The 26,916-nt window shown below is 44.3% G+C and carries 23 protein-coding genes; 12 read left to right on the top strand and 11 right to left on the bottom strand.

Annotation, left to right across the window (positions count from 1 at the left end):
• The first annotated feature begins 2 nt into the window (after positions 1-2).
• From BET10_RS15180 to BET10_RS15145, 8 genes are all read left to right on the top strand, one after another.
• Positions 3-1,724, top strand: a complete 1,722-nt coding sequence (locus BET10_RS15180; RefSeq protein WP_070986436.1) for a polyamine aminopropyltransferase — start codon at positions 3-5, stop codon at positions 1,722-1,724.
• Between the two features lie 77 nt (positions 1,725-1,801).
• A complete protein-coding gene (locus BET10_RS15175; protein ID WP_070986435.1) occupies positions 1,802-2,215 on the top strand; it encodes a DUF2170 family protein in 414 nt (137 codons plus the stop codon).
• Between the two features lie 23 nt (positions 2,216-2,238).
• Entirely contained in the window at positions 2,239-2,931 is a 693-nt protein-coding gene (locus BET10_RS15170; RefSeq protein ID WP_070986434.1) for a PspA/IM30 family protein, read from the top strand.
• A gap of 55 nt (positions 2,932-2,986) precedes the next feature.
• Positions 2,987-3,622 (top strand): hypothetical protein, encoded by a 636-nt coding sequence (locus BET10_RS15165; RefSeq protein WP_070986433.1) that lies wholly within the window; start codon positions 2,987-2,989, stop codon positions 3,620-3,622.
• A complete protein-coding gene (locus BET10_RS15160) occupies positions 3,623-3,934 on the top strand; it encodes a hypothetical protein (protein WP_070986432.1) in 312 nt (103 codons plus the stop codon).
• 243 nt (positions 3,935-4,177) lie between these two features.
• Entirely contained in the window at positions 4,178-6,775 is a 2,598-nt protein-coding gene (gene acnB / locus BET10_RS15155; protein ID WP_070986431.1) for a bifunctional aconitate hydratase 2/2-methylisocitrate dehydratase, read from the top strand.
• Positions 6,776-6,994: 219 nt separating this feature from the next.
• Positions 6,995-7,627 (top strand): 2OG-Fe dioxygenase family protein, encoded by a 633-nt coding sequence (locus BET10_RS15150; RefSeq protein ID WP_070986430.1) that lies wholly within the window; start codon positions 6,995-6,997, stop codon positions 7,625-7,627.
• A gap of 8 nt (positions 7,628-7,635) precedes the next feature.
• The gene (locus tag BET10_RS15145) at positions 7,636-8,874 is read left to right on the top strand and encodes a cysteine desulfurase-like protein (protein ID WP_070986429.1); all 1,239 of its coding nucleotides are present in this window, start codon (positions 7,636-7,638) and stop codon (positions 8,872-8,874) included.
• Between the two features lie 163 nt (positions 8,875-9,037).
• Here BET10_RS15145 and BET10_RS15140 read toward each other — a convergent pair whose 3' ends face one another.
• From BET10_RS15140 to glnA, 5 genes are all read right to left on the bottom strand, one after another.
• On the bottom strand, positions 9,038-9,496 hold the full coding sequence (locus BET10_RS15140) for a cyclic nucleotide-binding domain-containing protein (protein ID WP_070986428.1): 459 nt from the start codon (positions 9,494-9,496) through the stop codon (positions 9,038-9,040).
• Positions 9,497-9,692: 196 nt separating this feature from the next.
• Positions 9,693-11,087 carry a nitrogen regulation protein NR(I) gene (gene ntrC / locus BET10_RS15135; protein ID WP_070986427.1) on the bottom strand — a complete coding sequence of 465 codons (1,395 nt, stop codon included), beginning with the start codon at positions 11,085-11,087 and terminating at the stop codon, positions 9,693-9,695.
• Entirely contained in the window at positions 11,087-12,166 is a 1,080-nt protein-coding gene (gene glnL, locus BET10_RS15130) for a nitrogen regulation protein NR(II) (RefSeq protein WP_070986426.1), read from the bottom strand. The genes ntrC and glnL overlap by 1 nt, the downstream gene beginning before the upstream one ends.
• 65 nt (positions 12,167-12,231) lie before the next feature.
• Entirely contained in the window at positions 12,232-12,741 is a 510-nt protein-coding gene (locus BET10_RS15125; RefSeq protein WP_070986425.1) for a DUF4124 domain-containing protein, read from the bottom strand.
• Between the two features lie 117 nt (positions 12,742-12,858).
• Positions 12,859-14,265, bottom strand: coding sequence for a glutamate--ammonia ligase (gene glnA, locus BET10_RS15120; protein ID WP_070986424.1), 1,407 nt, complete (start codon positions 14,263-14,265; stop codon positions 12,859-12,861).
• A 541-nt stretch (positions 14,266-14,806) separates the two neighbouring features.
• On the opposite strand from glnA, the gene typA reads away from it, so the two are divergent.
• Positions 14,807-16,630, top strand: a complete 1,824-nt coding sequence (gene typA, locus BET10_RS15115; protein WP_070986423.1) for a translational GTPase TypA — start codon at positions 14,807-14,809, stop codon at positions 16,628-16,630.
• Between the two features lie 55 nt (positions 16,631-16,685).
• Here the strand turns inward: typA and BET10_RS15110 are convergent, their stop codons facing one another.
• The 5 genes from BET10_RS15110 to BET10_RS15090 form a co-directional block, all read right to left on the bottom strand.
• A complete protein-coding gene (locus BET10_RS15110; RefSeq protein ID WP_070986422.1) occupies positions 16,686-17,534 on the bottom strand; it encodes a CZB domain-containing protein in 849 nt (282 codons plus the stop codon).
• Between the two features lie 43 nt (positions 17,535-17,577).
• Positions 17,578-18,615 carry an ABC transporter substrate-binding protein gene (locus BET10_RS15105; protein WP_240503706.1) on the bottom strand — a complete coding sequence of 346 codons (1,038 nt, stop codon included), beginning with the start codon at positions 18,613-18,615 and terminating at the stop codon, positions 17,578-17,580.
• Positions 18,616-18,658: 43 nt separating this feature from the next.
• Positions 18,659-20,764, bottom strand: coding sequence for a tRNA(Met) cytidine acetyltransferase TmcA domain-containing protein (locus tag BET10_RS15100; protein ID WP_083330569.1), 2,106 nt, complete (start codon positions 20,762-20,764; stop codon positions 18,659-18,661).
• Positions 20,709-22,874, bottom strand: coding sequence for a DNA helicase II (gene uvrD / locus BET10_RS15095; RefSeq protein WP_070986421.1), 2,166 nt, complete (start codon positions 22,872-22,874; stop codon positions 20,709-20,711). Before uvrD ends, BET10_RS15100 begins: the two co-directional genes overlap by 56 nt.
• A gap of 149 nt (positions 22,875-23,023) precedes the next feature.
• Positions 23,024-23,971 (bottom strand): chemotaxis protein CheV, encoded by a 948-nt coding sequence (locus tag BET10_RS15090; RefSeq protein ID WP_070986420.1) that lies wholly within the window; start codon positions 23,969-23,971, stop codon positions 23,024-23,026.
• A 209-nt stretch (positions 23,972-24,180) separates the two neighbouring features.
• Here BET10_RS15090 and BET10_RS15085 point away from each other — a divergent pair, with 209 nt between their 5' ends.
• Together BET10_RS15085 and BET10_RS15080 are read left to right on the top strand one after the other, a co-directional pair.
• On the top strand, positions 24,181-25,245 hold the full coding sequence (locus BET10_RS15085) for a potassium channel family protein (RefSeq protein WP_070986419.1): 1,065 nt from the start codon (positions 24,181-24,183) through the stop codon (positions 25,243-25,245).
• Entirely contained in the window at positions 25,242-25,463 is a 222-nt protein-coding gene (locus BET10_RS15080) for a hypothetical protein (RefSeq protein WP_070986418.1), read from the top strand. Before BET10_RS15085 ends, BET10_RS15080 begins: the two co-directional genes overlap by 4 nt.
• Here the strand turns inward: BET10_RS15080 and BET10_RS15075 are convergent.
• Positions 25,460-25,909 carry an EVE domain-containing protein gene (locus BET10_RS15075; RefSeq protein WP_070986417.1) on the bottom strand — a complete coding sequence of 150 codons (450 nt, stop codon included), beginning with the start codon at positions 25,907-25,909 and terminating at the stop codon, positions 25,460-25,462. The genes BET10_RS15080 and BET10_RS15075 overlap by 4 nt on opposite strands.
• Positions 25,910-26,054: 145 nt before the next feature.
• Here BET10_RS15075 and tesB point away from each other — a divergent pair, with 145 nt between their 5' ends.
• Positions 26,055-26,915, top strand: a complete 861-nt coding sequence (gene tesB, locus BET10_RS15070) for an acyl-CoA thioesterase II (RefSeq protein WP_070986416.1) — start codon at positions 26,055-26,057, stop codon at positions 26,913-26,915.
• Position 26,916 lies beyond the last annotated feature (1 nt).

The raw sequence follows: 26,916 nt of genomic DNA, 5'->3' as shown, positions 1-26,916 counted from the left end.
TCTTGTCTGAATCGACCATAGGCCCAAGCCGTAAAGAGCTACTTGGGCACGACTTTTTACTGATCACTGTGATGGCCGTACTTGCTGGATGCGGCCTGATCTATGAATACTTACTTTCTCACTATGCCGGACGAGTGCTGGGGTCGGTTGAAAGCGCCATTTATGCCATGATTGGCACGATGATCGTCGCGATGGGGATTGGCGCTTTTTTGGCGAGATGGTTCAAAGATGCATTTACCGCCTTTGCTTGGTTAGAAAGCATCATCGCACTGGTTGGTATGGGCTGTATTCTGGCTATCGCTAGTGTGATAGCGGTCAGTTACTCCTTGCCTCATTTATTTTCTTCAATTTTTAACTTGCCAGCGGATGTTGTGCTCAATGGCTATGTATTCGAAAAGCTCCAACAGATTGCAAGGTTTTTACCCTATGTATTTGGGTTGTTATTAGGCATGCTCATAGGCATGGAAATACCACTGATCGCGCGTATTCGTCAGCAGGTGTATGGGCGCTTTTTGGAAAACAATGCTGGCACGATTTATGGTGCCGATTATATTGGTGCGGGAGTTGGCGCTGCCATTTGGGTCAGCATCATGCTGGCCATGCCCATAATGCAGGCGGCAGCTTGGACGGCATTGTTCAATATTGTAGCGGGCTTGGCGTTCTTATGGCGTTATCATCAGCATGTTCGTTATGTCAAAGTACTGGTTGTTTGCCATGCCTTATTATTGGTGCTTTTTGGTTTCGTGTTGCTGTTTGGTAGTAGCTGGATGAAGGATCTGAGCAATGTGCTTTACAAAGACAAGGTCATTTATTCTGAGGCGACCAAGTATCAGCATGTGGTTTTAACTGAGCGTTTGAGCCGTAATCAGAGTGAGCCAATCACGGATCTCTACCTCAATGGTCGGTTGCAGTTCTCAAGCGTTGATGAGCAGATTTATCATACCATGTTAGTGTACCCAGCCATGCTCGCTTCTAACCGCCATGATAAGGTATTGATCATTGGTGGAGGTGACGGACTGGCACTCAGAGATGTACTTAAATGGCCTGTAAAAAACGTGACATTGGTGGATTTAGATGCACAGCTACTCAATCTGTTTGGCTATGCGGGTGAGCAATACAACGCGCCCGATCATATAAAACAAAGACTCGTGCAATTAAATAGCTCAGCCATGTCAGACCCAAGAGCCAATATTATCGTGGCTGATGCATTCTTAGAGGTTGAAAACTTATTAGCTCAGGGCGCGCTGTTTGACACTATCATTGTGGACTTGCCAGACCCAAACCATCCTGATTTAAACAAACTTTATAGCGACTACTTTTACAACCATTTGCGGCAACTATTGGCAGCAGATGGAGCTATGGTCGTGCAGTCAACTTCTCCATATCACGCGAAAAAAGCGTTTATCAGCATCGCAAAAACAGTCAAGTCAGCGGGGTTTAGTCATGTGGAACAATATCAGCAAAATGTGCCCTCATTTGGCCAATGGGGGTGGACGATAGCAACTAAAGCGGGTAGTTCAGCCAGTGCCAGAGTACGTCGGGCAGAGCAACTACCCGTTGCATCACGCTGGGCGAGCAAAGAATATTTGCTGGCTGCGTTCGTATTTCCAAGCCAATTCTTTGCGCTAGAGAAGCAGATTGATGTTAACCAGCTAGGGTCAGGCGTTTTGTACGACTATTATCGTCAGGCTTGGCAGATAGAAAATGAGCTGTATAAAAATTAGTTCGAAAGGTTGACATAATATGTCAGCCGTGCAACTCTTAACTAAGACATAATATGTCAAATTAATAAGGCGATAAAATGGAATTAGATGAACTTTCAATCAAACTGGCTGCTTTCGAAACCGAAGGGGTAGGCTTTGAATCATTTATGATAGCCAACCCTGAGCAACAAGATGTTTTGCAAGTGATTGTAGATGGTAACGATGAACTGCCAATTTTTGTCACACAAACACAAGAACAGTTGCTTTGTATTAGTTATTTGTTTGCTGATGAAGAAGTTAAAGGTGAGCTTAAAGATGAGCTTAATGAAACGCTATTGCGTTTGAACGTACCTATTCCACTCAGTGCATTTGCCAAAGTTGATAATCGCTATGCAATCTTTGGTGCCTTGTCGGTTAACTCGTCATTTGATGATATTACCCACGAATTAGTGACACTTGCAGATAATGCGATAGAAGCGCTAGATGCCGTTACCCCTTATTTAAAAGATTAAATAAGTTTTTAGGAGTTAAGATTATGAGTATTTTAAAAAAATTATTCACAGCTGTGCGTGGCGGTGCGCGTGAAGCCGGAGAAGCAATCATAGATGCTAACGGTATTCGTATTTTTGAACAAGAAATCGCAGATGCTAAGAATGCGCTAGAAAAAGCGAAGCGCAGCTTGACCGAAGTGATGGCGAAAGAAATGCAGACATCACGCAAAGTGAAAGCGCTTGAAGATTCGATTGCAGAACATGAAGGTTATGCAGGACAGGCGCTAGAGCAGGGTAATGAAGCGCTAGCACTTGAAATTGCAGAGAAAATTGGTGATTTTGAAACCGAAAAAGCCGAACATGAAGAAGTACTCAATGGCTTTAGCCAACATATTGTGGCTTTAAAGCAACAAGTAAAAGAAGCGGAAAAGTCAATTAAAGAAAACCAACGCCAGTTAAGCATGGTTAAAACCACCGAAAGTGTTCAGCAAGCAACGATGGCGGTCAATAGCACATTAAACACCAACAGTTCATCAATGACATCAGCAAAAGCTTCATTGGAACGTATCAAGCAGCGCCAGCAAGACCGCCAAGATCAGCTTGGGGCGGCGAAAGCACTTGAATCGCAAACTAATGGTGACGACCTAAAAGCCAAAATGGCGCAAGCGGGTATAGGTGCAAGCAACCCAAAAAGCGAAGACATTTTAGCACGTATCAAAGCAAAGAAAGGTCAGTAACCCAATCGGGGGGCGCTATTTGTTCAGTGAGCCCCTACCATTTTTTAGGTGAGATATGTTTAATTTTTTTAAGAAAAAAACAGCACCGACACGCCAACTAACTGAACCTTCACAGTTAAAAGTGGGTGACATGCTGACATTGATAGACTCCTTCGCATATCCAAAATGGTTAAAAGGCCAAAGCTTACGAGTCATTGCTGTGCATACTTATCAGTATCAATATGGCGCTGAATATGAAATGGTTTTGGAAAACAGTTCAGGCCAAGTCGTGTTTTTGCAAATTGAGCAAGAAGATGGTGAGCAGTGGGCAAACTTTTCGATAAAAATTGAGCGTGACGACGTCGACGAGATTTTCACCTTAGATGAATTTGCCAGAATATTTGACGAAGAAGCTTTGACACAAATTAGTGTTGCAAACACGCCCGAGCGATTTAGCCAGTTCTTAGCGCGTAGCTACCATCAAACTCAAGCTCCTTTTGTATGCTATTTTCATCAACGTGATTATCGTCAACAGTCTTTACCTCAATTTGAGCAACAAGGCGGTGAGCCTTGCGAGGTGATTAGCTTGGCATCAGATGATGACAAACACAGCTTAAATATAGAGGTTTGGGATGGCGGTGAAACGGATGTGTCTTTAACGCTTAGCAGACCGATATCAGATATTGTAGAACTGTTTCCAGGGAGTGACTAAGTGAGTGATGCTAAAGCGAAATGGCAACGCCAAGAGCAGGCCGTAAGGGCAACGCAAATGGCGTTTGATCTCAGTAGCGAAGTACAAAAGTCAATAAAAAAGCAGGCAATCGATGAGGAGCTGACCCCCTCGGATATGATCCGAAAAATCCTCAGCTTGGAAGTAAAATCTAAAAAGACTCGGCAGCGCTTGTCTTTTAATCTCAGTAACGAAGAAATCGCATTGCTCGCCGAGCGCTTTGGCGTTAACGCTGACGATAAACGTGCTGTTAAGCAGCGCGTGGCTGAACTATTAATTGCTCATACACAGTAAATCGGCAGGCGTGGTTTACTGTTTGCAATTGCAAATGATTCCTACTTACCAAACATTCATGAAGATATACTTGTTTCAATAAGACCATTCATAGTATTTATAGTCACTATTAAGCGCCAGTTTCAGTTGCAAGATTTTCATCTATACTCAAAGGCCTTATAATTAACCACCAGAATTTATCGGTCTTGTCTGTATGAACAATCACATAGACTAGACGATTCACGTCACCAAGAGGGCAAAATTGTGCTTCAAGAATATCGTAAACATGTAGAAGAGCGCGCAGAGCAAGGGATCGTACCTAAGCCGTTAGACGCACAACAAACTGCAGACCTTATTGAATTAGTAAAATCACCAGTAGCAGGTGAAGAAGAATTTATCCTAGACCTTTTAGTTAACCGTGTACCACCAGGTGTGGACGATGCCGCTTATATCAAGGCGGGTTTTTTAGCGGCAGTGGCTAAAGGTGAAGCGACATCACCACTTGTGAGCAAAGAATACGCAGCAGAATTGCTAGGTACTATGCTAGGTGGTTACAACATCGCACCTATGATTGACTTACTTGATGACGAAGCGCTTGCGCCTATCGTTGTTAAAGGTCTTTCAAACACATTATTAATGTTCGATGCGTTTTATGACGTAGAAGAAAAAGCGAAAGCAGGTAACGAATTTGCTAAGCAAGTTATTGAATCATGGGCGAAAGCTGAGTGGTTCCTTAACAAGCCAGCAGTTGCTGAGAAAATCTCTGTGACTGTATTTAAAGTAACAGGCGAAACAAACACTGATGATTTGTCACCAGCACCAGATGCTTGGTCACGTCCTGATATCCCGCTACACGCATTAGCCATGCTGAAAAACGCGCGTGATGGTATCAACCCAGAGAAAGACGGTGAAATTGGTCCAATCTCACAACTTGAAGAATTAAAAACAAAAGGCTTACCATTGGCGTACGTTGGTGATGTTGTAGGTACTGGTTCTTCTCGTAAATCAGCGACTAACTCGGTACTTTGGTTCATGGGTGATGATATCCCGTTCGTACCAAATAAACGCGTTGGTGGTGTTTGTCTAGGCGGTAAAATCGCACCTATCTTCTTCAACACTATGGAAGACTCTGGCGCATTACCAATCGAGCTAAATGTTGATGAATTCAACATGGGTGACCAAATTGACATCTATCCATACGAAGGTGTGGTTAAGCGTCACGGTACAGATGAAGTTATCTCTACGTTCACACTTAAGTCAGATGTAATTCTTGACGAAGTGCGTGCAGGCGGTCGTATTCCATTGATCATCGGTCGTGGTTTAACAGATAAAGCGCGTAAATCTCTTGGCTTAGAAGCTGAAGATATTTTCCGCAAGCCAGCACTAGTGACTGATTCAGGCAAAGGCTTCACGCTTGCTCAGAAGATGGTTGGTAAGGCATGTAACATGCCGGGTGTTCGTCCAGGTCAATACTGTGAGCCTAAGATGACGACTGTTGGTTCTCAGGATACGACAGGCCCAATGACACGTGACGAGCTTAAAGACTTAGCATGTCTAGGTTTCTCAGCTGATTTAACGATGCAGTCATTCTGTCACACATCAGCTTATCCTAAGCCAATTGACGTAAACACACACCACACACTCCCTGATTTCATCATGAACCGTGGCGGTGTATCACTTCGCCCAGGTGACGGTGTAATCCACTCTTGGTTAAACCGTATGTTGTTACCAGATACAGTAGGTACTGGTGGTGACTCGCATACACGTTTCCCTCTAGGTATTTCATTCCCTGCGGGCTCTGGTGCAGTTGCTTTTGCGGCAGCAACAGGTGTTATGCCATTGGATATGCCAGAATCAATCTTGGTTCGTTTTAAAGGTGAAATGCAACCGGGTATCACATTACGTGACCTAGTACATGCTATCCCTTACTACGGTATCAAAGAAGGTCTATTGACTGTTGAGAAGAAAGGTAAGATCAACGAGTTTTCTGGCCGCGTACTTGAAATCGAAGGTGTTGAGCACTTAACCGTTGAGCAAGCGTTCGAACTATCAGACGCATCGGCAGAGCGTTCTGCGGCAGGTTGTACTGTTAAGCTATCTAAAGAGTCAATTGCTGAGTATCTTGAGTCAAACATTGTGATGCTTAAGTGGATGATCTCTGAAGGTTACGGCGATGTACGTACCATTGAGCGTCGTATCACCGCAATGCAAGAGTGGCTAGCAAACCCAGAACTGATGGAAGCTGACAAAGATGCTGAGTACAAGCATGTACTAGAAATCGACCTTAGCGAAATCAAAGAGCCAATCTTATGTGCGCCGAATGACCCTGATGATGCACGTCTTCTTTCTGATGTAACAGGTGAGAAGATCGATGAAGTATTCATCGGTTCTTGTATGACAAACATTGGTCACTTCCGTGCCGCTGGTAAATTATTAGACGGTTACACAGGTCGTATCCCAACACAGCTTTGGGTCGCTCCACCAACTAAGATGGATAAAGACCAACTAACTGACGAAGGTTACTACGGGATCTTCGGCCGTGTTGGTGCGCGTATTGAAACGCCAGGATGTTCATTGTGTATGGGTAACCAAGCACGTGTTGCTGACAAAGCAACGGTAGTGTCTACCTCTACTCGTAACTTCCCGAACCGTTTAGGTACTGGTGCAAATGTATTCTTAGCGTCAGCAGAGCTTGCAGCAGTTGCTGCAATCATAGGTAAATTACCGACTCCAGCTGAGTATCAAGAGTACGCAGCGAAGATCAATGCAACAGCGGCTGATACATACCGTTACTTGAACTTCCACAAGATGCCTCAGTATACGAAAAAAGCTGATGGCGTAATCATTCAGCAAGCTGTTTAATCACAGTCATTGCTAAAAAAGCCGGTGTTAACACCGGCTTTTTTTGGTCTGAGTTTAGGTTGAATTTTGTGCTGGAAAACTTAAATTAAATAGCCAGTTTTAATTGTTTATAAGGATGGTTAATCCAATATCGATGCCAAATACTGGGTAAATTAAACAGAATTTATTTTATTTTCGATTAGAATTGTCGCTAATTTCACACTAATAGGCGACAGCAAAATGACAGCAGTAAACAACCAGAATCTGCTTCAACTGCGTTTTATCCAACAGGCGCATATCGAAGCAGTTAAGCCCTCATTTGATCAACTTCCCGACAACCCTTATGCAGATGGTGCATTTCGTAAACGTCGTTATTCGGTGCTTAAGTTTGCCGATGATGCCGTGAGCTTACAGCCAACCAAAGCATTTGTTCAGGATGACTCAATAAACACCTTCCAAGGTAATGTTGAGCGCGTATATGAAAACCTAGAAACGAGTTTAATCAACTGTGATGGCTTTAAACATCTGCTGCGTGAGTTTAAACAGATGACCGGCATTGATGATGAGCGCGATATTGAAGTGCATCAATTCCGTATGCTGGCGATTGAGTCTGATACACCACCGGCACCGGAAGGTATTCATCAAGACGGCTTCGACCACGTGTGTGTCTGTGGTGTTTCTCATGAAAATATTGCCGGTGGTGAGCTGCTTGTTTATGAGAATAAAGAATCAGAGCCATGTTTTAAAATGGAGATCAAAGACGGTTTGTTTGCGCTGATCAACGACCGTCAGGTATGGCACAACGCAACCCCAATGAATAAGCTTGATGCCGACCAAGTTGGCTATTTAGACTGTTTCGTATTTACAGCGTAGGACAGAGCATGGAACTTACTCAACTTCGTCGTCAGTTTCCTGCGCTTATGCAACAGGTTAACGGCCAATCACCCATCTTCTTAGACGGTCCAGGTGGCTCACAAGTGCCTCAATCGGTGCTCAGCGCCATGTCGGCATATTTAGGTTATTTTAACTCCAACTTGGGCGGCGCATTTTTCTCAAGTGAGAAAACCGTTACTTTGATGGACACCGCTCGCCAAGCTGTTGCTGATTTACTTAATGCACCAAGCAAAGAGCAAATCGTGTTTGGTGCCAACATGACCAGCCTGACTTTTAGTTTTAGTCGTGCTATTTCTCGCCAATGGCAAGCTGGTGACGAAGTGATTGTGACTAACGCAGATCACTATTCTAACGTGTCTTCTTGGCGCTTAGCGGCCGAAGATAAAGGTGCGACAGTGAATGCCGTGCGCATCAATGAAGATGACTGCACGCTTGATCTTGAACATTACAAAAGCCTGCTAAACGAAAACACTAAGCTCGTTGCTGTGACGTATGCCTCTAACACTACAGGCTCAATAAACGACATTAAGCAGATTGTTGAGCTTGCGCACCAAGTTGGTGCGTTGGTTTATGTTGATGCGGTACATTATGCGCCACATGAGTTGGTTGATGTTCAAGCACTAGAGTGTGACTTTTTAGCTTGCTCGGCTTACAAATTCTTTGGTCCACATGTCGGTATTGTCTACGGGAAGCGCGAACATTTAGAAGGGTTTACGCCTTACAAAGTAGAGCCTGCTAAGGATGTGATCCCAGGTCGCTGGGAGACAGGCACACAAAGCTTTGAAGGTCTAGCCGGGGTCGTTGCGGCCATTGACTATATCGCTTCACTCAGTGGGATGAGCGAAGATACGCCACGTCGCGAACGTTTGGCGGAGGCGTTTGCTAAAACCAAACAGCATGAAATGGCGCTCAGCGATTACTTTTTAACGCGACTGGCAGAATTCCCACAGATTTCGTTATTTGGTATCGCTGATAAAGCACGCCTAGCTGAGCGCACACCGACCTTCGCTTTGACGTTCAAAGACATTGAGCCGCGAGCGGTGTCTGAGTTTTTGGGTAAGCAACACATGTGCGTATGGGATGGCAATTTCTATGCACAGGGCTTATGTGAACAACTCGGTGTCATGGACAAAGGCGGCGTCGTGCGCATTGGTTGTATGCATTACAACACTATCGAAGAGCTAGAAAAATTATTCAATGCATTCGAGCAGTTATTCGCAAAGTAACTCTTAATAGCAATGAAAGTAAAGGTCGAATATAGATTCGACCTTTACGATATAACCGTTTTTATGAGGGTTCGTAACCTATACACTTCATTTAATGCCACTAGATTTCACATCCCATCACTTATTCATAATATCAGCGAAAATTGCCTAATGTTTTGCTTTATCACATATTATCTTCAATAAAGCTGCTGAGAGTGTTAATTCTAACACTCATCCCTTCAATAATTTGGTCTTTGACTTTTTCTCTTATTACAGAGGGTAGGCGGGTCATGGCATCGGGTGTGATGGCCAGTAAAATACTGTCTTTAACGGCTTTTGCACTGGTGGAGTGCTCGCGATGACAAATAAAAGCCCCTTCACCGATAAACTCCCCAGGCCTGATCCGACCTAGCTCATGAAGCTGACTACTTTTAAAAATCACCAGCTCTCCACTGAGTACAATGAATAGGCGGTTATCTAGTTCAAAGCGCTTGAAAGCGTGGCGGTTGGCGTTCACCAAGTAAAGCCGACCAAAAGACTCCAATAATATTTGTCGCTCGGCAATGCTAAAGTCTTTGAAAAAATCGAGCCGATTAATGATCTCCAATTGTTTTATAAGAGGCACATTTTCAAGTAATTTCATTGGTTTCAGTCGCCTTATGGTTTATCACTAAATAGTGGCGGCTTTTGCAAATAGGGTCAATGAAATTTTATGGAGTTGATACTAAGGATAACCGCTGGCAGATCCCGTCTGTGACTGAGAGCTGCATGTGGATAGTGTGTGAAGGCTTCAAAAGGTGAATACTTAGACTGGCACAAAGGCACCAGCCTATCGAGCCTTACTCTTGAATATTTCTTTCTTTGAGCTTTCTTGTCAGGGTATTGCGACCCCAACCAATTTTTAACGCGGCGTCTTGTTTATGTCCATGACACGCACTGAGTGCAGTCTTTATCAAGCGTACTTCTAGTTGCGCTTGTACCGCAGGCCAGATATTTTCCTTACCCTGTTTGAGTTCTTGATTTAACCAAAGTTGAAAGGCATCTAACCAGTCGCCTGTTGCTTCATCGGTGATAGCCTTATGATTGAGCTCATCGGGCAAGTCATGTGCGCCAATCAGGTCGCCAGGTGCCATTACGGTCAGCCATCTACAGGTGTTTTCGAGTTGGCGCACGTTGCCGGGCCAGTGATATAGCCGCATTACATCAATAGCCTCGTCGTTGAGGACCTTACATTCCACTTGCAGTTCTTTGGCACTGCGGCCTAAAAAGTGCTGAGCGAGCTTGGCAATGTCCTCAGGGCGTTCTCTAAGCGCAGGTAGCTTTAAGCGCACCACATTGAGACGATGGAATAAATCTTCTCGAAATTGGCCTTTTTTTACCAACTGCTCTAAGTCCTGATGCGTGGCTGCAATGATACGCACATCGACTTTAACACTTTGATGGCCGCCCACTCGGTAAAATTCACCGTCTGCTAGCACCCGCAGCAAGCGAGTTTGCACATCCAATGGCATATCACCAATTTCATCTAAAAAGAGGGTACCGCCATTCGCTTGCTCGAAGCGCCCTCTACGTGTGCTATCGGCACCAGTAAACGCCCCTTTTTCATGCCCAAATAGCTCAGACTCCACTAAGTCTTTTGGAATCGCAGCCATGTTGAGCGCAATAAACTCTTTCTCTTTTCTAGGGCTGTGATTGTGCAGGGCACCTGCCACTAACTCTTTACCAGTGCCTGATTCGCCATTAATTAACACGCTCATGCTAGATGCAGAGAGCTTGCCTATCGCTCTAAAAACCTCCTGCATAGCAGGCGCTTCACCAATAATGTCTGGGTGCTTTTGCTCTTGGGTTTGGCGTTTGGTTTTACGTGCTTGCTGGCTGGCTTGATAGGCTCGTTCAACTAATGATGTGGCTTCGTTTAAATCGAAGGGTTTAGCAAGATATTCGAACGCACCTTTTTGAAATGCATTTACAGCGGAGTCCAAATCGGAATGCGCGGTCATGATGATCACAGGCAGACTTGGATATTGTGTGACAATCTCTTCTAGCAATGCCATGCCATCTAGCCCTGGCATTCTGACATCAGAAATCAACACAGCGGGTTGGCTGTATTGTAAGGCTGTTAATACATCTTGGCCGTTGGCGAAACTTTCGGTGTTAAACCCTGCGCGAGATAGTGCCTTGTCTAAAACAAAGCGGATTGAAGCATCATCATCCACGAGCCAAACTGTTTTCATTACTTGCTCCCCGTGCCGTCGTCGTCAAACGGCAAGTAAATATTAAATTCTGTATGTCCGGGCCAGCTGTCACAGTCGATCATGCCACCATGTTGCTCAACAATAGTTTGTGCAATGGATAAACCCAACCCAGAGCCACCTTCCTTGTTGGTGATCATGGGATAGAATAAGGTATCCTTTAGCTCTTCGGCGATACCCGGTCCATCATCCGAAATTTTTACCAACAATGCTTTTTTCATCAAGCGCTCACCACGCCTCATGCGGTGCTTAATCCGCGTCGTTAAGGTGATGGTGCCTGCACTTTCTAGCGCTTGTTGAGCATTTCTCACGATGTTTAGCACAACTTGTTGTATTTTCGCTTGGTCGATCACAATATCGGGTATGCTTGGGTCATAGTCTTTTAATAATGTTATTTGACTGGCGTTGTCCAACATACTCAACTTAATAACGGACTCGAGCGTTTGGTGAATGTTGCACGGCGCTTTTTTGGGCAATTGATTGGGCCCAAGCAGCCTGTCCACTAACTCGGTTAATCTGTCCGCTTGTTCTATGATCAACTGTGCACATTGATCGCGTTCTTGCTGACAGGTCTCGTACTGCAATAATTGCGCCGCTCCTCTAATTCCACCTAAAGGATTTTTAATTTCGTGTGCCAAACCTCTTATCAGTGTTCGTGCCGCTTGGTATTGATGCATTTGGTTGGAGGCTTGATCAAAACGAACTTCATCATCGATACGACGACACTCAAGTAAAATAAAGGTTTGTTGTTGGTGGTTGATGCGTCTTGCGTGCAGGTTGATTGTGGCAGCTCGATTATCCACGAACACCACGTCTACCCTGTGTTGCTGGCAATCAACCCCATCGTTGAGTGCGTATTGAGAGAGACGTTCAAAGTCAATATGATGGTGGCTAAAGATGTCGTTAATAGGTTGGCCTATTAACCGTTTAAGACCCAATCCGAATAACTCACTACTGCTGTTATTGGCATAATGGATCACAAACTCTTTATCTAACACTAATACACATGTGGATAGATTATGCCATAGGGCACTCAGCATAGGGTGGGTACTTTGTACCATGTTGGGTCACCTGTAGAGTCTTTTGCACCAATTTGGTGCACTATAACATGCGCCATTTGATTGGGCTATGGGTTGATACGGCTGGTTTTGTGCAAATAAAATGTACTTTGTGGGCTGGTTGCAATTCTCGTACCGTGCTCATCAAACAGATACATAACCAAATGGTGCTCGCCACGCTCTAAATTGTGTAACGCAAAAGTGGTGTTGGTTTGCTTGTCACTCACCAATTGGCCGTTGAGTGATAGTTGTACGGTTAAGCCTTTGCTAAAAACAGGTTTGACTTGTCCGCTTACATACACGGTGCCAGTGTTTTCTCTGATGGTTTGTTGATGCCCTGGGGAGGAAATTCTCAGCTCGTATTGCACCGCTTTGTTCACTTTTTTGGGTTTAAGAATTGAGGTGTCGGTCGTTGGCATACTAAGGGGTTTATTTAAACTGATTTTTTCTGAGCCTGCGCGGGGAACATCAGAAAATACCCAGTTGCCATTTTCGTCTTTCCAGCGGTAAACCTGTGGTTGTGAAGCCGTTGCGCAGAACGTCAGTATCATACTGAATACCAACAAAATTCGTATCATTAATCAGGCCTCACACTCTCGACTCGCTTGGTAATACTCTAGTATGAAACAGATAGATTTACCATTAAAAAAGCCCGCTAAAGCGGGCTTGAGAACACATATGATTTAATTGCGCGATTAAACGCTGTAGTACATTTCAAACTCAACTGGGTGAGTTGTCATGTTCAGTTTTTCCACTTCTTTTGACTTAAGTGAGATGTAAGCATCGATTAAGTCGTCAGTGAAAACGCCACCTTGAGTTAAGAACTCACGATCAGCATCAAGGCTTGCTAATGCTTCATCTAATGAAGCTGCAACGGTTGGGATCTCTGCTGCTTCTTCAGCAGGTAGATCGTATAAGTCTTTGTCCATTGCGTCGCCAGGGTGGATCTTGTTCTTAATGCCGTCAAGGCCAGCCATAAGCATTGCTGAGAACGCAAGGTATGGGTTAGCTGTAGGGTCAGGGAAACGTACTTCGATACGACGAGCTTTTTCTGACGGTACAACTGGGATACGGATTGAAGCAGAACGGTTACGAGCTGAGTAAGCAAGCATTACTGGTGCTTCGAAGCCTGGTACCAAACGCTTATAAGAGTTGGTAGATGCGTTTGCAAATGCGTTGATTGCTTTAGCGTGTTTGATGATACCACCGATGTAGTAAAGAGCATCTTCAGAAAGACCGCCGTACTTGTCGCCAGCGAAGATGTTTTTGCCATCTTTAGCAAGAGATTGGTGACAGTGCATACCAGAACCGTTATCACCTACGATTGGCTTAGGCATGAAGGTTGCTGTTTTGCCATATAGGTGAGCCATGTTATGGATAACGTACTTCATTTCCTGAATTTCGTCAGCCTTAATTACCATCGTGTTGAAGCGTGTTGCGATCTCATTTTGACCTGCTGTTGCTACTTCATGGTGGTGTGCTTCTACAACGTGACCTAGCTCTTCAAGTACTAGACATGTAGCTGAACGCCAGTCTTGTGATGAATCAACAGGAGCAACAGGGAAATAACCACCTTTTACGCCCGGACGGTGACCTGTGTTACCGCCTTCGTAGTCTTTATCAGAGTTCCAAGATGCTTCTTGTGCGTCGATTTTATACATCGAACCTGACATATCTGTTTTATATTTAACATCGTCAAATAGGAAGAATTCTGGTTCTGGACCGAACAATACGGTGTCAGCAATACCAGTTGAACGCATGTACTCTTCTGCACGCTTAGCAACAGAGCGAGGGTCACGCTCATAGCCTTGGTGTGTGTTTGGTTCTACTACGTCGCAGCGAACGATAAGTGTTGTTTCTTCTGCAAACGGGTCTAGCTTTGCTGATGCAGGATCTGGCATTAATACCATGTCAGATTCGTTGATGCCTTTCCAACCTGCGATTGAAGAACCATCAAACATTTTACCATCTTCGAAGAAGTCTTCATCGGCTTGGTGATGTGGGATAGAAACGTGTTGCTCTTTACCTTTTGTATCAGTAAAACGTAAATCTACGAATTTAACGTCATTTTCTTTGATAAAATCTAAAACCGATTGTGACATGTGTCCTCCGACTCGTTGGGTTTTTTAAGCTTGCTGCATTCTAATGCGATTGCGCTGTTTGTAAGCTTAATTTGTGCCATTTTTTCAACTTCATGATTATTAAGTGTTTCTTGTTTTGATGCACCAGAGTGTATCGTAGTTATGCACCAAAATGATCCACAAATGCACAGGGTTGGTGCATGGTGAGTATAGTGCAACTTGACTATATTCCCAGCTTACACTTGCCCATTTGTTGAGAGTTTACGCTTGTCATCACTTTTACATCTTCGAGCTTTATTGTTGCTATTTATTAGTACCAGAAATGCCTATTTATACGCTTCGGCTACGTTAAATTTAGGCTATGCTAAACTGAATATCGGCCATAAAGTACACAATTTATGCTTAGTGATTAAAAAATAATGCTGCATAAACTTTCATCTACCGCGTTATTAGGGGATAATACGCCACTTTAAATCCTGGCGGTCTACTTTTATGGACTGTTTTGTGCAATTTGGTGCACAGGATTAACCCACTCTTTCGAGTAATTATCTGAGTTATAGACATGAGTATTGAAAAATTACGTAATATCGCGATTATCGCCCACGTAGACCACGGTAAAACCACCCTAGTTGATAAGCTACTAGAGCAATCTGGTACACTAGAAACACGCGGCGGTAACGAAGAACGTGTAATGGATTCAAACGATATCGAGAAAGAGCGCGGTATCACTATCCTAGCTAAAAATACAGCGATTGAGTGGAATGACTACCACATTAATATCGTTGACACTCCAGGACACGCCGACTTCGGTGGTGAAGTAGAGCGCGTTCTGTCAATGGTTGACTCAGTATTACTACTGGTTGATGCACAAGAAGGCCCAATGCCACAAACGCGTTTCGTAACGCAAAAAGCATTCGCGTTGGGACTAAAGCCTATCGTTGTTATCAACAAAATCGACAAGCCAGGCGCACGTCCTGATTGGGTAATGGATCAGGTTTTCGACCTGTTTGACAACCTAGGTGCAACAGATGAACAGCTAGATTTCCAAGTTATTTATGCATCAGCAATCAATGGCTGGGCAACACTTGATTTAGATACTCCGTCTGACAACATGCAACCGATGTTTGAAGCAATCGTAGAGCAGGTTGCTGCACCAGATGCAGACCCTGCTGGTGGCTTCCAGATGCAGATCTCTCAATTAGATTACAACTCATATATTGGTGTAATCGGTGTAGGTCGTATCAAGCGTGGTACGGTTAAAGTAAATCAGCAAGTGACTATTGTGGGTGCAGACGGCAGCAAGCGTAATGGTAAAGTTGGCCAGGTACTAACTTACTTAGGTCTTGACCGCCATGAAGCACAAGAAGCACAAGCTGGTGACATTATTGCCATCACAGGCTTAGGTGAGCTGAAGATCTCTGACACAGTATGTGATGTGAACGCGGTTGAAGCCCTACCGGCGCTGTCTGTTGATGAACCAACAGTAACCATGACTTTCTCTGTTAATACTTCACCGTTTGCGGGTCAAGAAGGTAAATTCGTGACTTCTCGTAACATCCTTGAACGTCTACAAAACGAGCTAGTACATAACGTTGCATTACGTGTTGAAGAGACTGATAACCCTGATAGCTTCCGTGTTTCTGGTCGTGGTGAATTACACTTAGGTATTTTGATTGAAAACATGCGTCGTGAAGGCTACGAGTTAGCGGTATCACGTCCTGAAGTAATCCTACGTGAAGTAGATGGTCAGTTAGAAGAACCGTTTGAAACGGTAACGGTTGACGTTCAAGAAGAGCACCAAGGTTCTATCATGGAGCAACTTGGTCTGCGTAAGGCTGAGATGACAGACATGGCGCCAGATGGTAAGGGTCGTGTACGTTTAGACTTTGTCATGCCAAGCCGTGGCTTGATCGGTTTCCAAACTGATTTCATGACCTTGACATCAGGTTCAGGCCTCATGTACCACACGTTTGATCATTACGGTCCGCACAAAGGTGGTTCAATCGGTAAACGTAAGAACGGTGTATTAATTGCCAACGCGACTGGTAAGGCTCTAACTAACGCACTATTTAACCTACAAGAACGTGGCAAATTGTTCATCGGTCACGGTGTTGAAGTTTACGAAGGGATGATCATCGGTATTCATAGCCGTGATAACGACCTAACTGTTAATGCACTTAAAGGCAAGCAGCTAACGAACGTGCGTGCATCAGGTACTGATGAAGCGCAGACACTTGTGCCACCTATCAAGATGTCACTTGAGCAAGCACTTGAGTTCATTGATGATGATGAGCTAGTTGAAGTAACGCCTGAGAATATTCGTATTCGTAAGAAGTTACTAACGGAAAGCGAGCGTAAGCGCGCTAGCCGTCAAGCAAAAGATTAATTTCGATTGTTGAATAAAAAACGCCGCTACATAGCGGCGTTTTTTTATGTCTTTGTTAAAAGAGTCCGTAGCTTTCTGTTTCTTCGGGCTCATACCCTTGCAGGTGCTCGGGGCGGAAAATCGAACTGGGATCTATCAGTACGCTGTGTGTGTTGCCACGCTTAATGAGCCCTTGCATCATCTTTTTGGTTTGTGGGTCGATTTCAAAGCCGATATTGGTAATTTCACTCAAGGATTTTATTTCATCTTCTTCACAATGAATGTTGTCTTCCACTTGGTCAACCAATAATCCGATATGTGGCTTATGACCATCTTGCGTGGTAAATACGATAATGGGCTTGTGATCTAGGCTAATTTGCTCGCGTGCGGATTCAAATAGGCGCATTAACTTGATGAAAGTGGTTGCGCGCTCTCTTTCCAGCATTGTAACAGCTTGCTGCTTTTTATCTTGGTCACATAACGTCAGCAGTTTATCAGCCAGCGAGTGTAGTCGATTGTGTGGCTCTTCAAAGCGACTTAAAATGGCTTTTAAGTCCTCATTTTCTGTTTTAAAGCTATAAAACCATTGGCCGAAAGCACATTGTTTGGGGTCTCGTGGTTTGTCGAAGTCTTGGCCTTTAATAACGCTTCGCTCGAGTGCTTGTAACCACTGTCTGTGTTCTTCTTCTCTGTTTTTTAGTAATTCAACAAGCGCGTTGTTAATATCATAAGATGACTGTTTATTGAGAATAATGCCCAAGTCGAAAATGGGAGTGGGTGTACCCATGTAGTCCTTTACTCCAAGAAAGCTGGGGTTTTCATTGGGCAGAGTGGTTAAGTCTCCTTCGTAGCGTTCCGTGAGCAGAATATCCAGAATCTTCAGTGAAATAGTTTTTTGTCCGACTCGGAAATTGATTAAATCCATATTTTCCTCAACTTGCGCATTGGTTTTGTTTAAGGATAGAACATTATGGTGAATATGAGCGATACACAGGTAATTTCTTTTGTTGAGTTGTTAGTCCAAAAAGTGTTTTCAAATCACTATCATGCTCTAACACATTAGGTAGGTTGTTGAGTAAACATTGCTGAGAGTAGTCGGCTTTGCATTGTTTGGCAGCACGACTAAAAACTACCGCATTCAGGTAGCCCTCAAACAGGATATGGTCGATCTTCAACTCAGAGTGCGCTTTTACACGTCGGCGAAACTGTTTACATAATTTTGCCTGGCAAGTATTTGGGTCTGGCACCACTTCAGTGACCATAACGGCTTGACCAGGCTCTAGCCTCGCGAACAACTCTTTACTGGAAACAAACGAGACACTGGTGAACTCAAGGCCTAGCTTGGCATTATTGGCTAACCTGATGAAGGTGGCAAGGGGCTCGTACGTGCCAATCATAATGACCGCGGTGGCACTGGTCTCTTTTATCTGTTCATGGGCCTTTTCTACATCATTGCTGTTACGCTTGAAGCGTGAGATAACGGTGGGTTTGAGGCCTTGCCTTGCCAGTGCCTGTGTTAGGCTTTTTTCAACGGTGATCCCAAACTCATCAGCTTGGATGAGCAAAGCGATATTTTGATGCTCTTTTTCGGCTATTAGAAATTTGATGTGCTCATTGGCTTCATCACGATAACTGGCTCTTAGATTAAAGACATGGAATTTAGGTTCTTGGTGTAAAAAGTCCGCACCTGTAAATGGCATGAGCAAGGGAACTTTACTGTGTTCCAAAAGTGGACGAATTGCAGCGGTTGTGGGGGTACCCATAAAACCAAACAGCACATCGACATTATGGGTATAGATAAATTGCCGTGTGTTGTGGACGGTTCTATTTGGCTCATAGCCATCATCCATGACTATCAACTCGATACGTCTGCCCGCAATTCCACCTTCATTGTTGATGGCATTAAAATGGAGTAAAGCACCATCATACAGTTGTTTGCCAATGCCTTGAGCAGGCCCCGTAAGCGCGATGGACATGCCAAGCTTAATGGTGTTTTGTTCAGACATACTCGCTCCGCTAACCCCCAGTAGTAGCAGGGCAAATAGAGCCTTAATGTAGCTTAGTGAGCTGTCCATATAGTTCATGCACCAGAGTGTTGAGAGCTTGATCAAATTGCTTTCTCGAGGTTAAATTTAAATCGCTTGCGAGCCACGCTTTAGTCTTGTTTTGTAATAGTAGTCTAATACCTAATTGTTGTGAAATATCTGATATATGTAGTAATAACTTGGGAGATAGTAGCAGTATATGCCAAATTGTTGCGCTATCTTGCTCAAGCATTTGCCCTCTAGTAGCCAAGAATTTGAGTTGGGCCTGCAAGGGGGGAGGGACTGGCTGATTGGGCATGGCTGTGAGGATCTGCTTGACCAGTTGCCAAGGTAAACGTTGATAATGATTGAGTAATTGATAGCTAAAGTTGGTTCTAAAATGGGCGCTCAGGTCATTAATGTGGGTGTGGTTACTTTGGCAACTTTTCACAACCATGGCTGCATATTCACCGCTCGCCTTATCCTGTTTAAACCCCAATCTAACTAATTGATAGCTGTTTTTCTGCCAAAAGTTGAGCAATTGTGCAGTGGCACCAAAGCTGCTACCAAAGTAATCAACCCGAGTGCTAAGTTGTGATTCAGCATAGTTCAGCAGGTCACTACCAAGTCCTTTTTGATGGAGTTCAGGGGTGATGACGATGCGTACGACACGAGCAAACTTTGCTTTAAGAAAATGGTTATCCCCTTGAGCTGAAAACAGTTGTTGCGGTAACAGGTGGCCTTGAGGACGACGTACACCAGCGGCTATATCACAGTGTAATTCATCTGGGAGCTGTCCTTCTAGATTGACTAAACACAAACCTAGCAACTGTTTTTGATTGCGTATGGCAAAAATAACATTAGATGGGCTATCTAGAAGCTGGCGCAGGTCGTTTACCGTTGTTTGGTAGTGAGCCAATACCAATAGTGCAAAGGCTTGTTGTAGCAAAGCTTCATCATCAGCGAGGGTGGTTCTATCAAGCTGACAAAAACTGGGTTGATCAATGTGCTCCACTATAGGGTACCGACAATCAAGGGCGAAGAGTTGATTGATAACTCGCTCTAACGGATCGTTGTCTTGATAGCGAATAGGGTGTTGTAGGATAAGTGAAACATGATTAGGGTACTGTTGCTTGAGGTAGTTTTGAAATCTCAAAGTGTAACCACGTCCATTGCCTTCATAGCCAATAATGGTGCTTGAAAACACGCACTGACTGGTTTTGCGAGACAAAGCTATCAATATTGGTACTGGGATTGACGCCGCTTCATCAATCAACAACACTTGTCCCTCTAAATCTTGCGAAAGTAACTGATCTGGTGGCACAAATTTTAGATTGGCTAATTGTTTTTCGTGTCCTTGATAAGTTAGCCCTAATGCTTGTGCTAAATGCTTAAAGCTATTTTTAACCGCGCGATATTGTAATGCACAGATGATGAATTGCTTATGCGCCATACTGGCTGCCAATAAGCCTAGTGCTGCGGACTTTCCACGACCTCGATCAGCGCTTAGTAGTACGGGCATGGGCGCGCTGCTTACTAAGCTAAGCCGGATAGATGAAACAACCTCTTGTTGCTGAGTATAGGTAGCTGGTGAGTGGCGAATTAGACCATTTAGTGACAGATGCAGGCCATTAACTTGTGACCAGTAGGATATATCCGCATGGGTTAGACTATTTTGCCAGCGTTTTAGAAAAGGACTATCGGTGACGGTATAGCCAAAAGAGCACCAAGTAGCGGCGCTAGGATCCACCCAATTAGCGAGTTCTGCCAATTCAGGTAGCAGTAATACCATGAGCCCGCCAGCTTTAACCGTGCCGCTAAGCGCTGCCAATTTATTGGGGTTAATGCCCGCATAGCCATCGTAGACGGCTAATTCAAACTCTTGTCCTAAGATTTGATGGAGGTGCTCAGGCCAGCAAGCGTTACTAAGCCCTTGGTGTTTAGATAGCACCAAGCTATCTTCAGATAACTGGAATAACCGACCAAGTTGCTCAACAGCCCAATCGTGCGCACCGCAGATCAAAAATAGCTGACGGTGCTGATTGTTTTCCAGCTCGGAAAATAACGGCTTTAATTCAGAGGCTTTGTAAACGGGCATAGGCGGTGACCAACCATTTGCTTCCCACATCATCAAAGTTTACCTGAATACGAGATTGTGCGCCGCTGCCCTCATAATTAAGTACCGTGCCCGCCCCAAACTTTGCATGTAATACACGTTGCCCTAAATTATAGCCACTGTCTTCAAACGCAGCATGAGTAACGGATGCACTGAAACGACCGCTGTTTACTGGGCGAGATACTTGGGTTTTGATACGGATCTCTTCGATACACTCCTCTGGAAGTTCTCGTAAGAAGCGAGAAGGGCTATGATGCTTTTCTTGTCCGTACAAACGGCGACTTTCAGCATGGCTGATGTAGAGTTTATCCATAGCTCGGGTCATGCCAACATAGCATAAGCGCCTTTCTTCCTCCAAGCGACCAGACTCTTCGTGGCTTTGCTGCGATGGGAACATACCCTCTTCAACGCCCACCATAAAGACTAACGGAAACTCCAGACCTTTTGCTGAGTGTAGGGTCATCATTTGCACTGCATCTTCATGCTCCTGTGCTTGGCCTTCGCCCGATTCTAGTGAGGTATAGGCCAAAAAGCCCTGCAGTGGAGAGCTAAAATCTTCATCAATAGGCGGCTCATACTGGCCACAGGCGCTTATCAATTCCTCAAGGTTTTCTACTCGCGCACGACCTTTCTCACCTTTTTCAGCCTGATACATTGCCATTAAGCCTGAGTATTCAATGGTTGTTTTGGCTTGTTCAGAAAGTTCCAGTTCTGTGATTTTGTCATCCAGTTGCTCAATAAGCTCAATAAAGCGCGCTACAGCGGTGGCGGCTCTACCCGCTAAATGCTTTTGTTCAAGTACGGCTTTGGCAGCGTACCAAAGTGGCATCGACTCATTACGTGCACAGTCGCGAATATGGCTAAGTGTTTTGTCACCAATCCCTCTAGCAGGTGTGTTGATCACCCGCTCAAAAGCAGCGTCATCCTGACGGTTACTCAATAGCCTGAGGTACGCCAACGCATCTTTGATCTCTTGACGCTCGAAGAAACGCATACCGCCGTAAATTCGGTATTTAAGGCCCTCTTGCAGCAAAGCTTCTTCTAACACCCGTGATTGCGCGTTATTACGGTACAAAATTGCACAGTCTTGCAGTGCATTTCCGGCATTAAGCCAAGTGCGAATTTTACTGACCACAAAGCGAGATTCATCGAGTTCATTAAACGCCGCATAAATCGAAATTGGCTCACCTTGATTGCCATCGGTCCAAAGGTTTTTGCCCATTCGCTCGGCGTTATTTTGAATTAGCGCATTCGAGGCTTTAAGAATGTTGGCCGTTGAGCGATAGTTTTGCTCAAGGCGAATGGTTTCTGCCGAAAAGTCTTCTAAGAAACGTTTGATATTTTCGATTTTCGCGCCACGCCAACCATAAATACTCTGATCGTCATCGCCAACAATCATCATATTGTTTTCTTGCCCTGCTAGCAGTTTTAGCCACTGATATTGAATACTGTTGGTATCTTGAAATTCGTCAACGAGCATATGGCGAAAACGTTGCTGGTAGTGTCTCAATAATGTTGGGTGTTGTTGTAATAATTCATAGCAGCGCAGCAGTATTTCAGCAAAGTCGACTAGGCCTGCTCTGTCACAGGCATCTTGATAAGCAGTGTAAACGCGCAGCAGCAGTTGTTCATTGACATCATAAGCTTGAATGTCTTTGGGTCTTTGTCCCTCATCTTTACGCGCGCTGATATACCAAGCAATTTGTTTGGGCGGCCACTTTTTCTCATCAATGTTCATCGCTTTGAGTAGACGGCGTATCATACGGACTTGATCATCGGTATCTAGGATCTGAAACGCTTCAGGTAAGTTTGCTTCGCGATGATGGGCCCGCAAAATACGGTGAGATAAGCCATGGAATGTACCGATCCACATGCCACCGACGGGCATACGTAAGGTTTCTTCAACGCGCGTACGCATTTCTTTGGCCGCTTTATTGGTAAATGTTACGGCAAAAATACTATAGGGCGAGGCATGTTCAACTTGCATTAACCAGGCTATGCGATGTACAAGCACACGGGTTTTTCCTGACCCAGCGCCTGCCAGAACCAACATATTGCTCAGAGGGGCTGCAACCGCTTCTCGTTGTTTGTCGTTTAAGCCATCGATTAATTCAGAAACGTCCATTATCGCGCCTATTTCAGTAAAATGAGCGCAAAGTATACCCGTGTTAGGGGGGCGTTGCCCAGTTACACGGGTTAAAAACTCACATAATAAAAGCTATCATTTTGAATTAATTAGAGAAATAAAGAATACAAAACTGTATAAATAAACAGTTATTCGTGGTCTAACACTGTCTTTAATCTATTTTGAATTTCTTCTACCAGTAAATCAGGTTGGAACTTGGATAAAAACGCATTACATCCTACTTTTTCAACCATTGCCTGATTAAAACTACCGCTTAGTGACGTATTCAAAATGACGTAGAGATCTTTTAAGCGTGCGTCATTGCGAATTTCGTAGGTGAGTCGATAACCATCCATTGCTGGCATTTCAGCATCGGTGATCACGGCTAGCAGCTCTTTGTTAACGTCAATTCCTTCATCAGCCCAATGCTTGAGTAAATTCAAGGCTTCTTGACCATCCGTTGCAGGAATGATTTCTATACCGAGTTGAGCGAGGGTATCCGATACTTGGCGACGAGCGGTTGGAGAGTCATCTGCGTGAAGAATTTTACGGCCTTGAAATTCTTCAATAATGCTTTTGTCCAGAATGTCGTCTGAGATCACCACATCATAAGCAACAATTTCAGCCAGTACTTTCTCAACGTCGATGATTTCAACGATGTGTTCAACACCATCTCGTTTGATTTTGGTCAATGCCGTGAGGTAATGGTTTTTTCCTACAGAGCTTGGTGTTGGCATGATATCTTGCCATGTCGTATTGACGATTTGGTCAACCTTGCCGACCAGAAAAGCCTGTACTGAGCGGTTGTATTCTGTGATCACCAGATTGCTGTCAGCGTCCCTGTCACATTCAGGCATGCAAATAGCGCGACGCAAGTCTATAACGGGAATAGACTCGCCACGAATGGTTGTTACACCGCAAACTTTTGGGTGGGCATTGGGCATAATGTTTAAGTGTGGCAGTTTTACCACCTCTTTAACTTTAAATACGTTTAGGGCGAAGAAATGACGGCTATGAAGATGAAACAGCAACAGCTCTAAGCGGTTTTCGCCTACTAATTGCGTTCTTTGATCAACAGAAGCTAATACACCACCCATACTACTTCACCTTTTTCTCCCAATTGCCTCACTCCAGTATACTGAAGTTGGGACAAAATACGAGCTTTGCATGATTCGCTACTATGTCTACATTTGTATTTAATATTTTACTCGTTGTGCTATTGCTCATAAATGCGTATTTTTTAAGGTTTTCAAGCCTGTAGAGATAGAGTAAGGTGGCACTATGGGACAATAGATAGCATTAAATTATGCCTTTAATTTTTAAACGTTTTATGGTGTTGCTCAGAGCGCACGTTGACAAAGCGAGCTGGCAGCTGTTAATCACGGTCACTGTTTGCCATTTGTTACTTGTATGGGTGTTGCTGAATTATGCGGGTGAGCGGGCATTAATTGAGCCTGATACTTTTATTTATTACTACATAGTGACCACTTCAACCGTCGGTTACGGCGATTTCAGCGCAACAACCAGTATGGGGCGCTGGATAGTGGCATTGGTACAAATTCCGTTCGGCCTAGCCTTATTTGGTATTTTACTCGGTAAAGCGGGTCAGTTCATGACATTTTGGATTAGAAGAGCAATGACAGGCGATAAAAACTTTAACCACCTACGTAATCACATCATTATTTTTGGTTGGCACTCAATACGCACAAAGAAGATGATCGACTATATCTTAGCCGATACCAAAAGGCAGGATAGACGCATTGTTTTGGCAGTGGTCGACGAAATTGAACATCCCTTGTTAAGTTATTCAGAAGTGGATTTTGCGAGGTTATCGAGCTTTACAGATAATGACGAATTGGCACGTATTGCGATCAGTACTGCCGATAAAATTATCATCGATGGACAAGACGATGATCAAACCTTCACCACAGCCCTTAAACTAAGCCCTATGGTACAAACAGGGGCGCATATCAGTGCGCATTTTGTGGATGAAAGCAAAGTCGCATTGCTTAGAGCGCATTGTCAGAATGTGGAGTGCTCAGCTAGTAAATCTGCGGAAATTCTAGTCAGAGCAATGCAGGACCCAGGTTCTAGCCGTGTGCAAGAAGAGCTGTTGTCGACCTTACATGGCGATACCCAATTTAGCCTGCAGCTCCCAGCGAGTGTGAAGACTTGTCAGTTTGGCGCTTTATTTCATTATTTTAAAGAAAAGCATGATGCAATTTTACTGGGTGTGGCCCATGATTTAAGTGCACAGAATATGGACTTGAACCCGCCGCTTGACTATCTAGTCAATGCTGGGGATATTTTACACTACATCGCCGCTGAACGGGTATTACCTGATGAGGTGGCTTGGCAAAGGTTGTCATGAATGAGCTAATACTATTATTTATTGCCGTGTGCGGGTATTTGATTCCGCTGGCAATCATTTTAGGTAGTAAACGCACAAAAGGCCATGAAAAAAACGGTTGGTTAATCGGCACGATAGTTTTTTCATGGCTCACGTTATTACTGTATTTTTCCATCGTGCCAAAAGGTGGTGTGCAAGTCGAAAAAGACAAAAGAACTCGTTCACGTCATCGACACTAAGCTTGCGTTAGTAACTGCCACTCATGTTCAGACACGGGCATTACCGACAGGCGGCTGGCTTTTTTCAACGCTAATTCGACAATATTGGGGTTAGCTTTGATTGCAGCGAGACTAACTGGCTTAAGGTGCTGTACATATTTCAAAGTGACGCCATACCAGCGTGGATTATCGGCGCTCGACTTTTCATCAAAATAATCACTGTTTGAATCAAACTGGTGTGGGTCGGGCTGTGCAGCTTTAGTGACTTTGGCGATTCCTACAATGGCAGGCACCTTACAGCTAGAGTGGTAAATAAACACTAAGTCATTAAGTTGCACTTTATCTCGTAAAAAGTTACGAGCCTGATAGTTTCTGACGCCTTCCCAAAAAGTGCCTTGCTCGCCTGCTGATTTTAAATCGTCGATAGAAAATGTATCGGGTTCTGTTTTGAATAACCAATATGCCATGTTGCGCCCAACCTTGTTGCAAATATAAGAATAACGATGCGGTGAGCCTACAACTATTTTCTCTAATAGCTTGGGGGTGAGTGACTCACTTAGGTTACTATTATACTATGATTATTTAATTAAACTGATGAAATAAGAGGTCTCGATGAGTCAAGTTCTTACCGATTTATTGTCTTTATTGAAGCTTGAGGAGATAGAGCAGGGTATTTATCGAGGACAGAGTCAGGATTTAGGCTTCCCTCAGGTGTTTGGCGGCCAAGTAATGGGGCAAGCGCTGTCAGCTGCGAAATATACCCTGCCAGAAGGGCGATATGTAAACTCGTTACATTCATATTTTTTGCGCCCAGGGGATGCTAAAAAGCCGATTGTCTACGATGTTGAAGTGATCAGGGACGGGCGCAGTTTTAGTACTCGCCGAGTGCGTGCAATCCAATACGGTAAGCCAATCTTTTATATGACCGCATCTTTTCAGGGCGACGAACCCGGCTTATCTCACCAAAGCACCATGCCGAATGTCCCCGGTCCAGAAGAGCTGAAATCCTCATTGGATTTCTATCGTGAGAACAAAGCGCTTATCCCTGAAAAGTTACGCAATAAGTTTACCTGCGATATGCCACTTGAAACGCGACCGGTGGAATTTCAAAACCCATTTCAGCCAGAGGTGACAGAGCCACAACGTCACGTGTGGTTTAAGGCAAATGGACCGCTTCCTGATGACAGGCGTATTCACAACTACTTACTTGCCTATGCATCTGACTTTGAGTTCTTACCAACCGCTTTACAGCCACATGGCTTATCATTTATGCAACCGAACATGCAGGTTGCGACCATAGATCATGCGATGTGGTTTCATCGTCCTTTTAGAATGGATGATTGGATCCTATACAGTGTTGATAGCCCTAGTGCATCAAATGGCAGAGGTTTAGTACGTGGCCAATTCTTCAACCGCGAGGGGGAGCTGGTGGCATCGACCATTCAAGAAGGGGTGATGCGCCAAAGAAGTTAAC

This window comes from Pseudoalteromonas amylolytica (assembly GCF_001854605.1).
In the GTDB taxonomy this organism is placed as follows: Bacteria; Pseudomonadota; Gammaproteobacteria; order Enterobacterales; family Alteromonadaceae; genus Pseudoalteromonas; species Pseudoalteromonas amylolytica.
The sequence above is the reverse complement of the archived record's forward strand: the minus strand, read 5'-3'. Positions and strand labels throughout refer to the sequence as shown.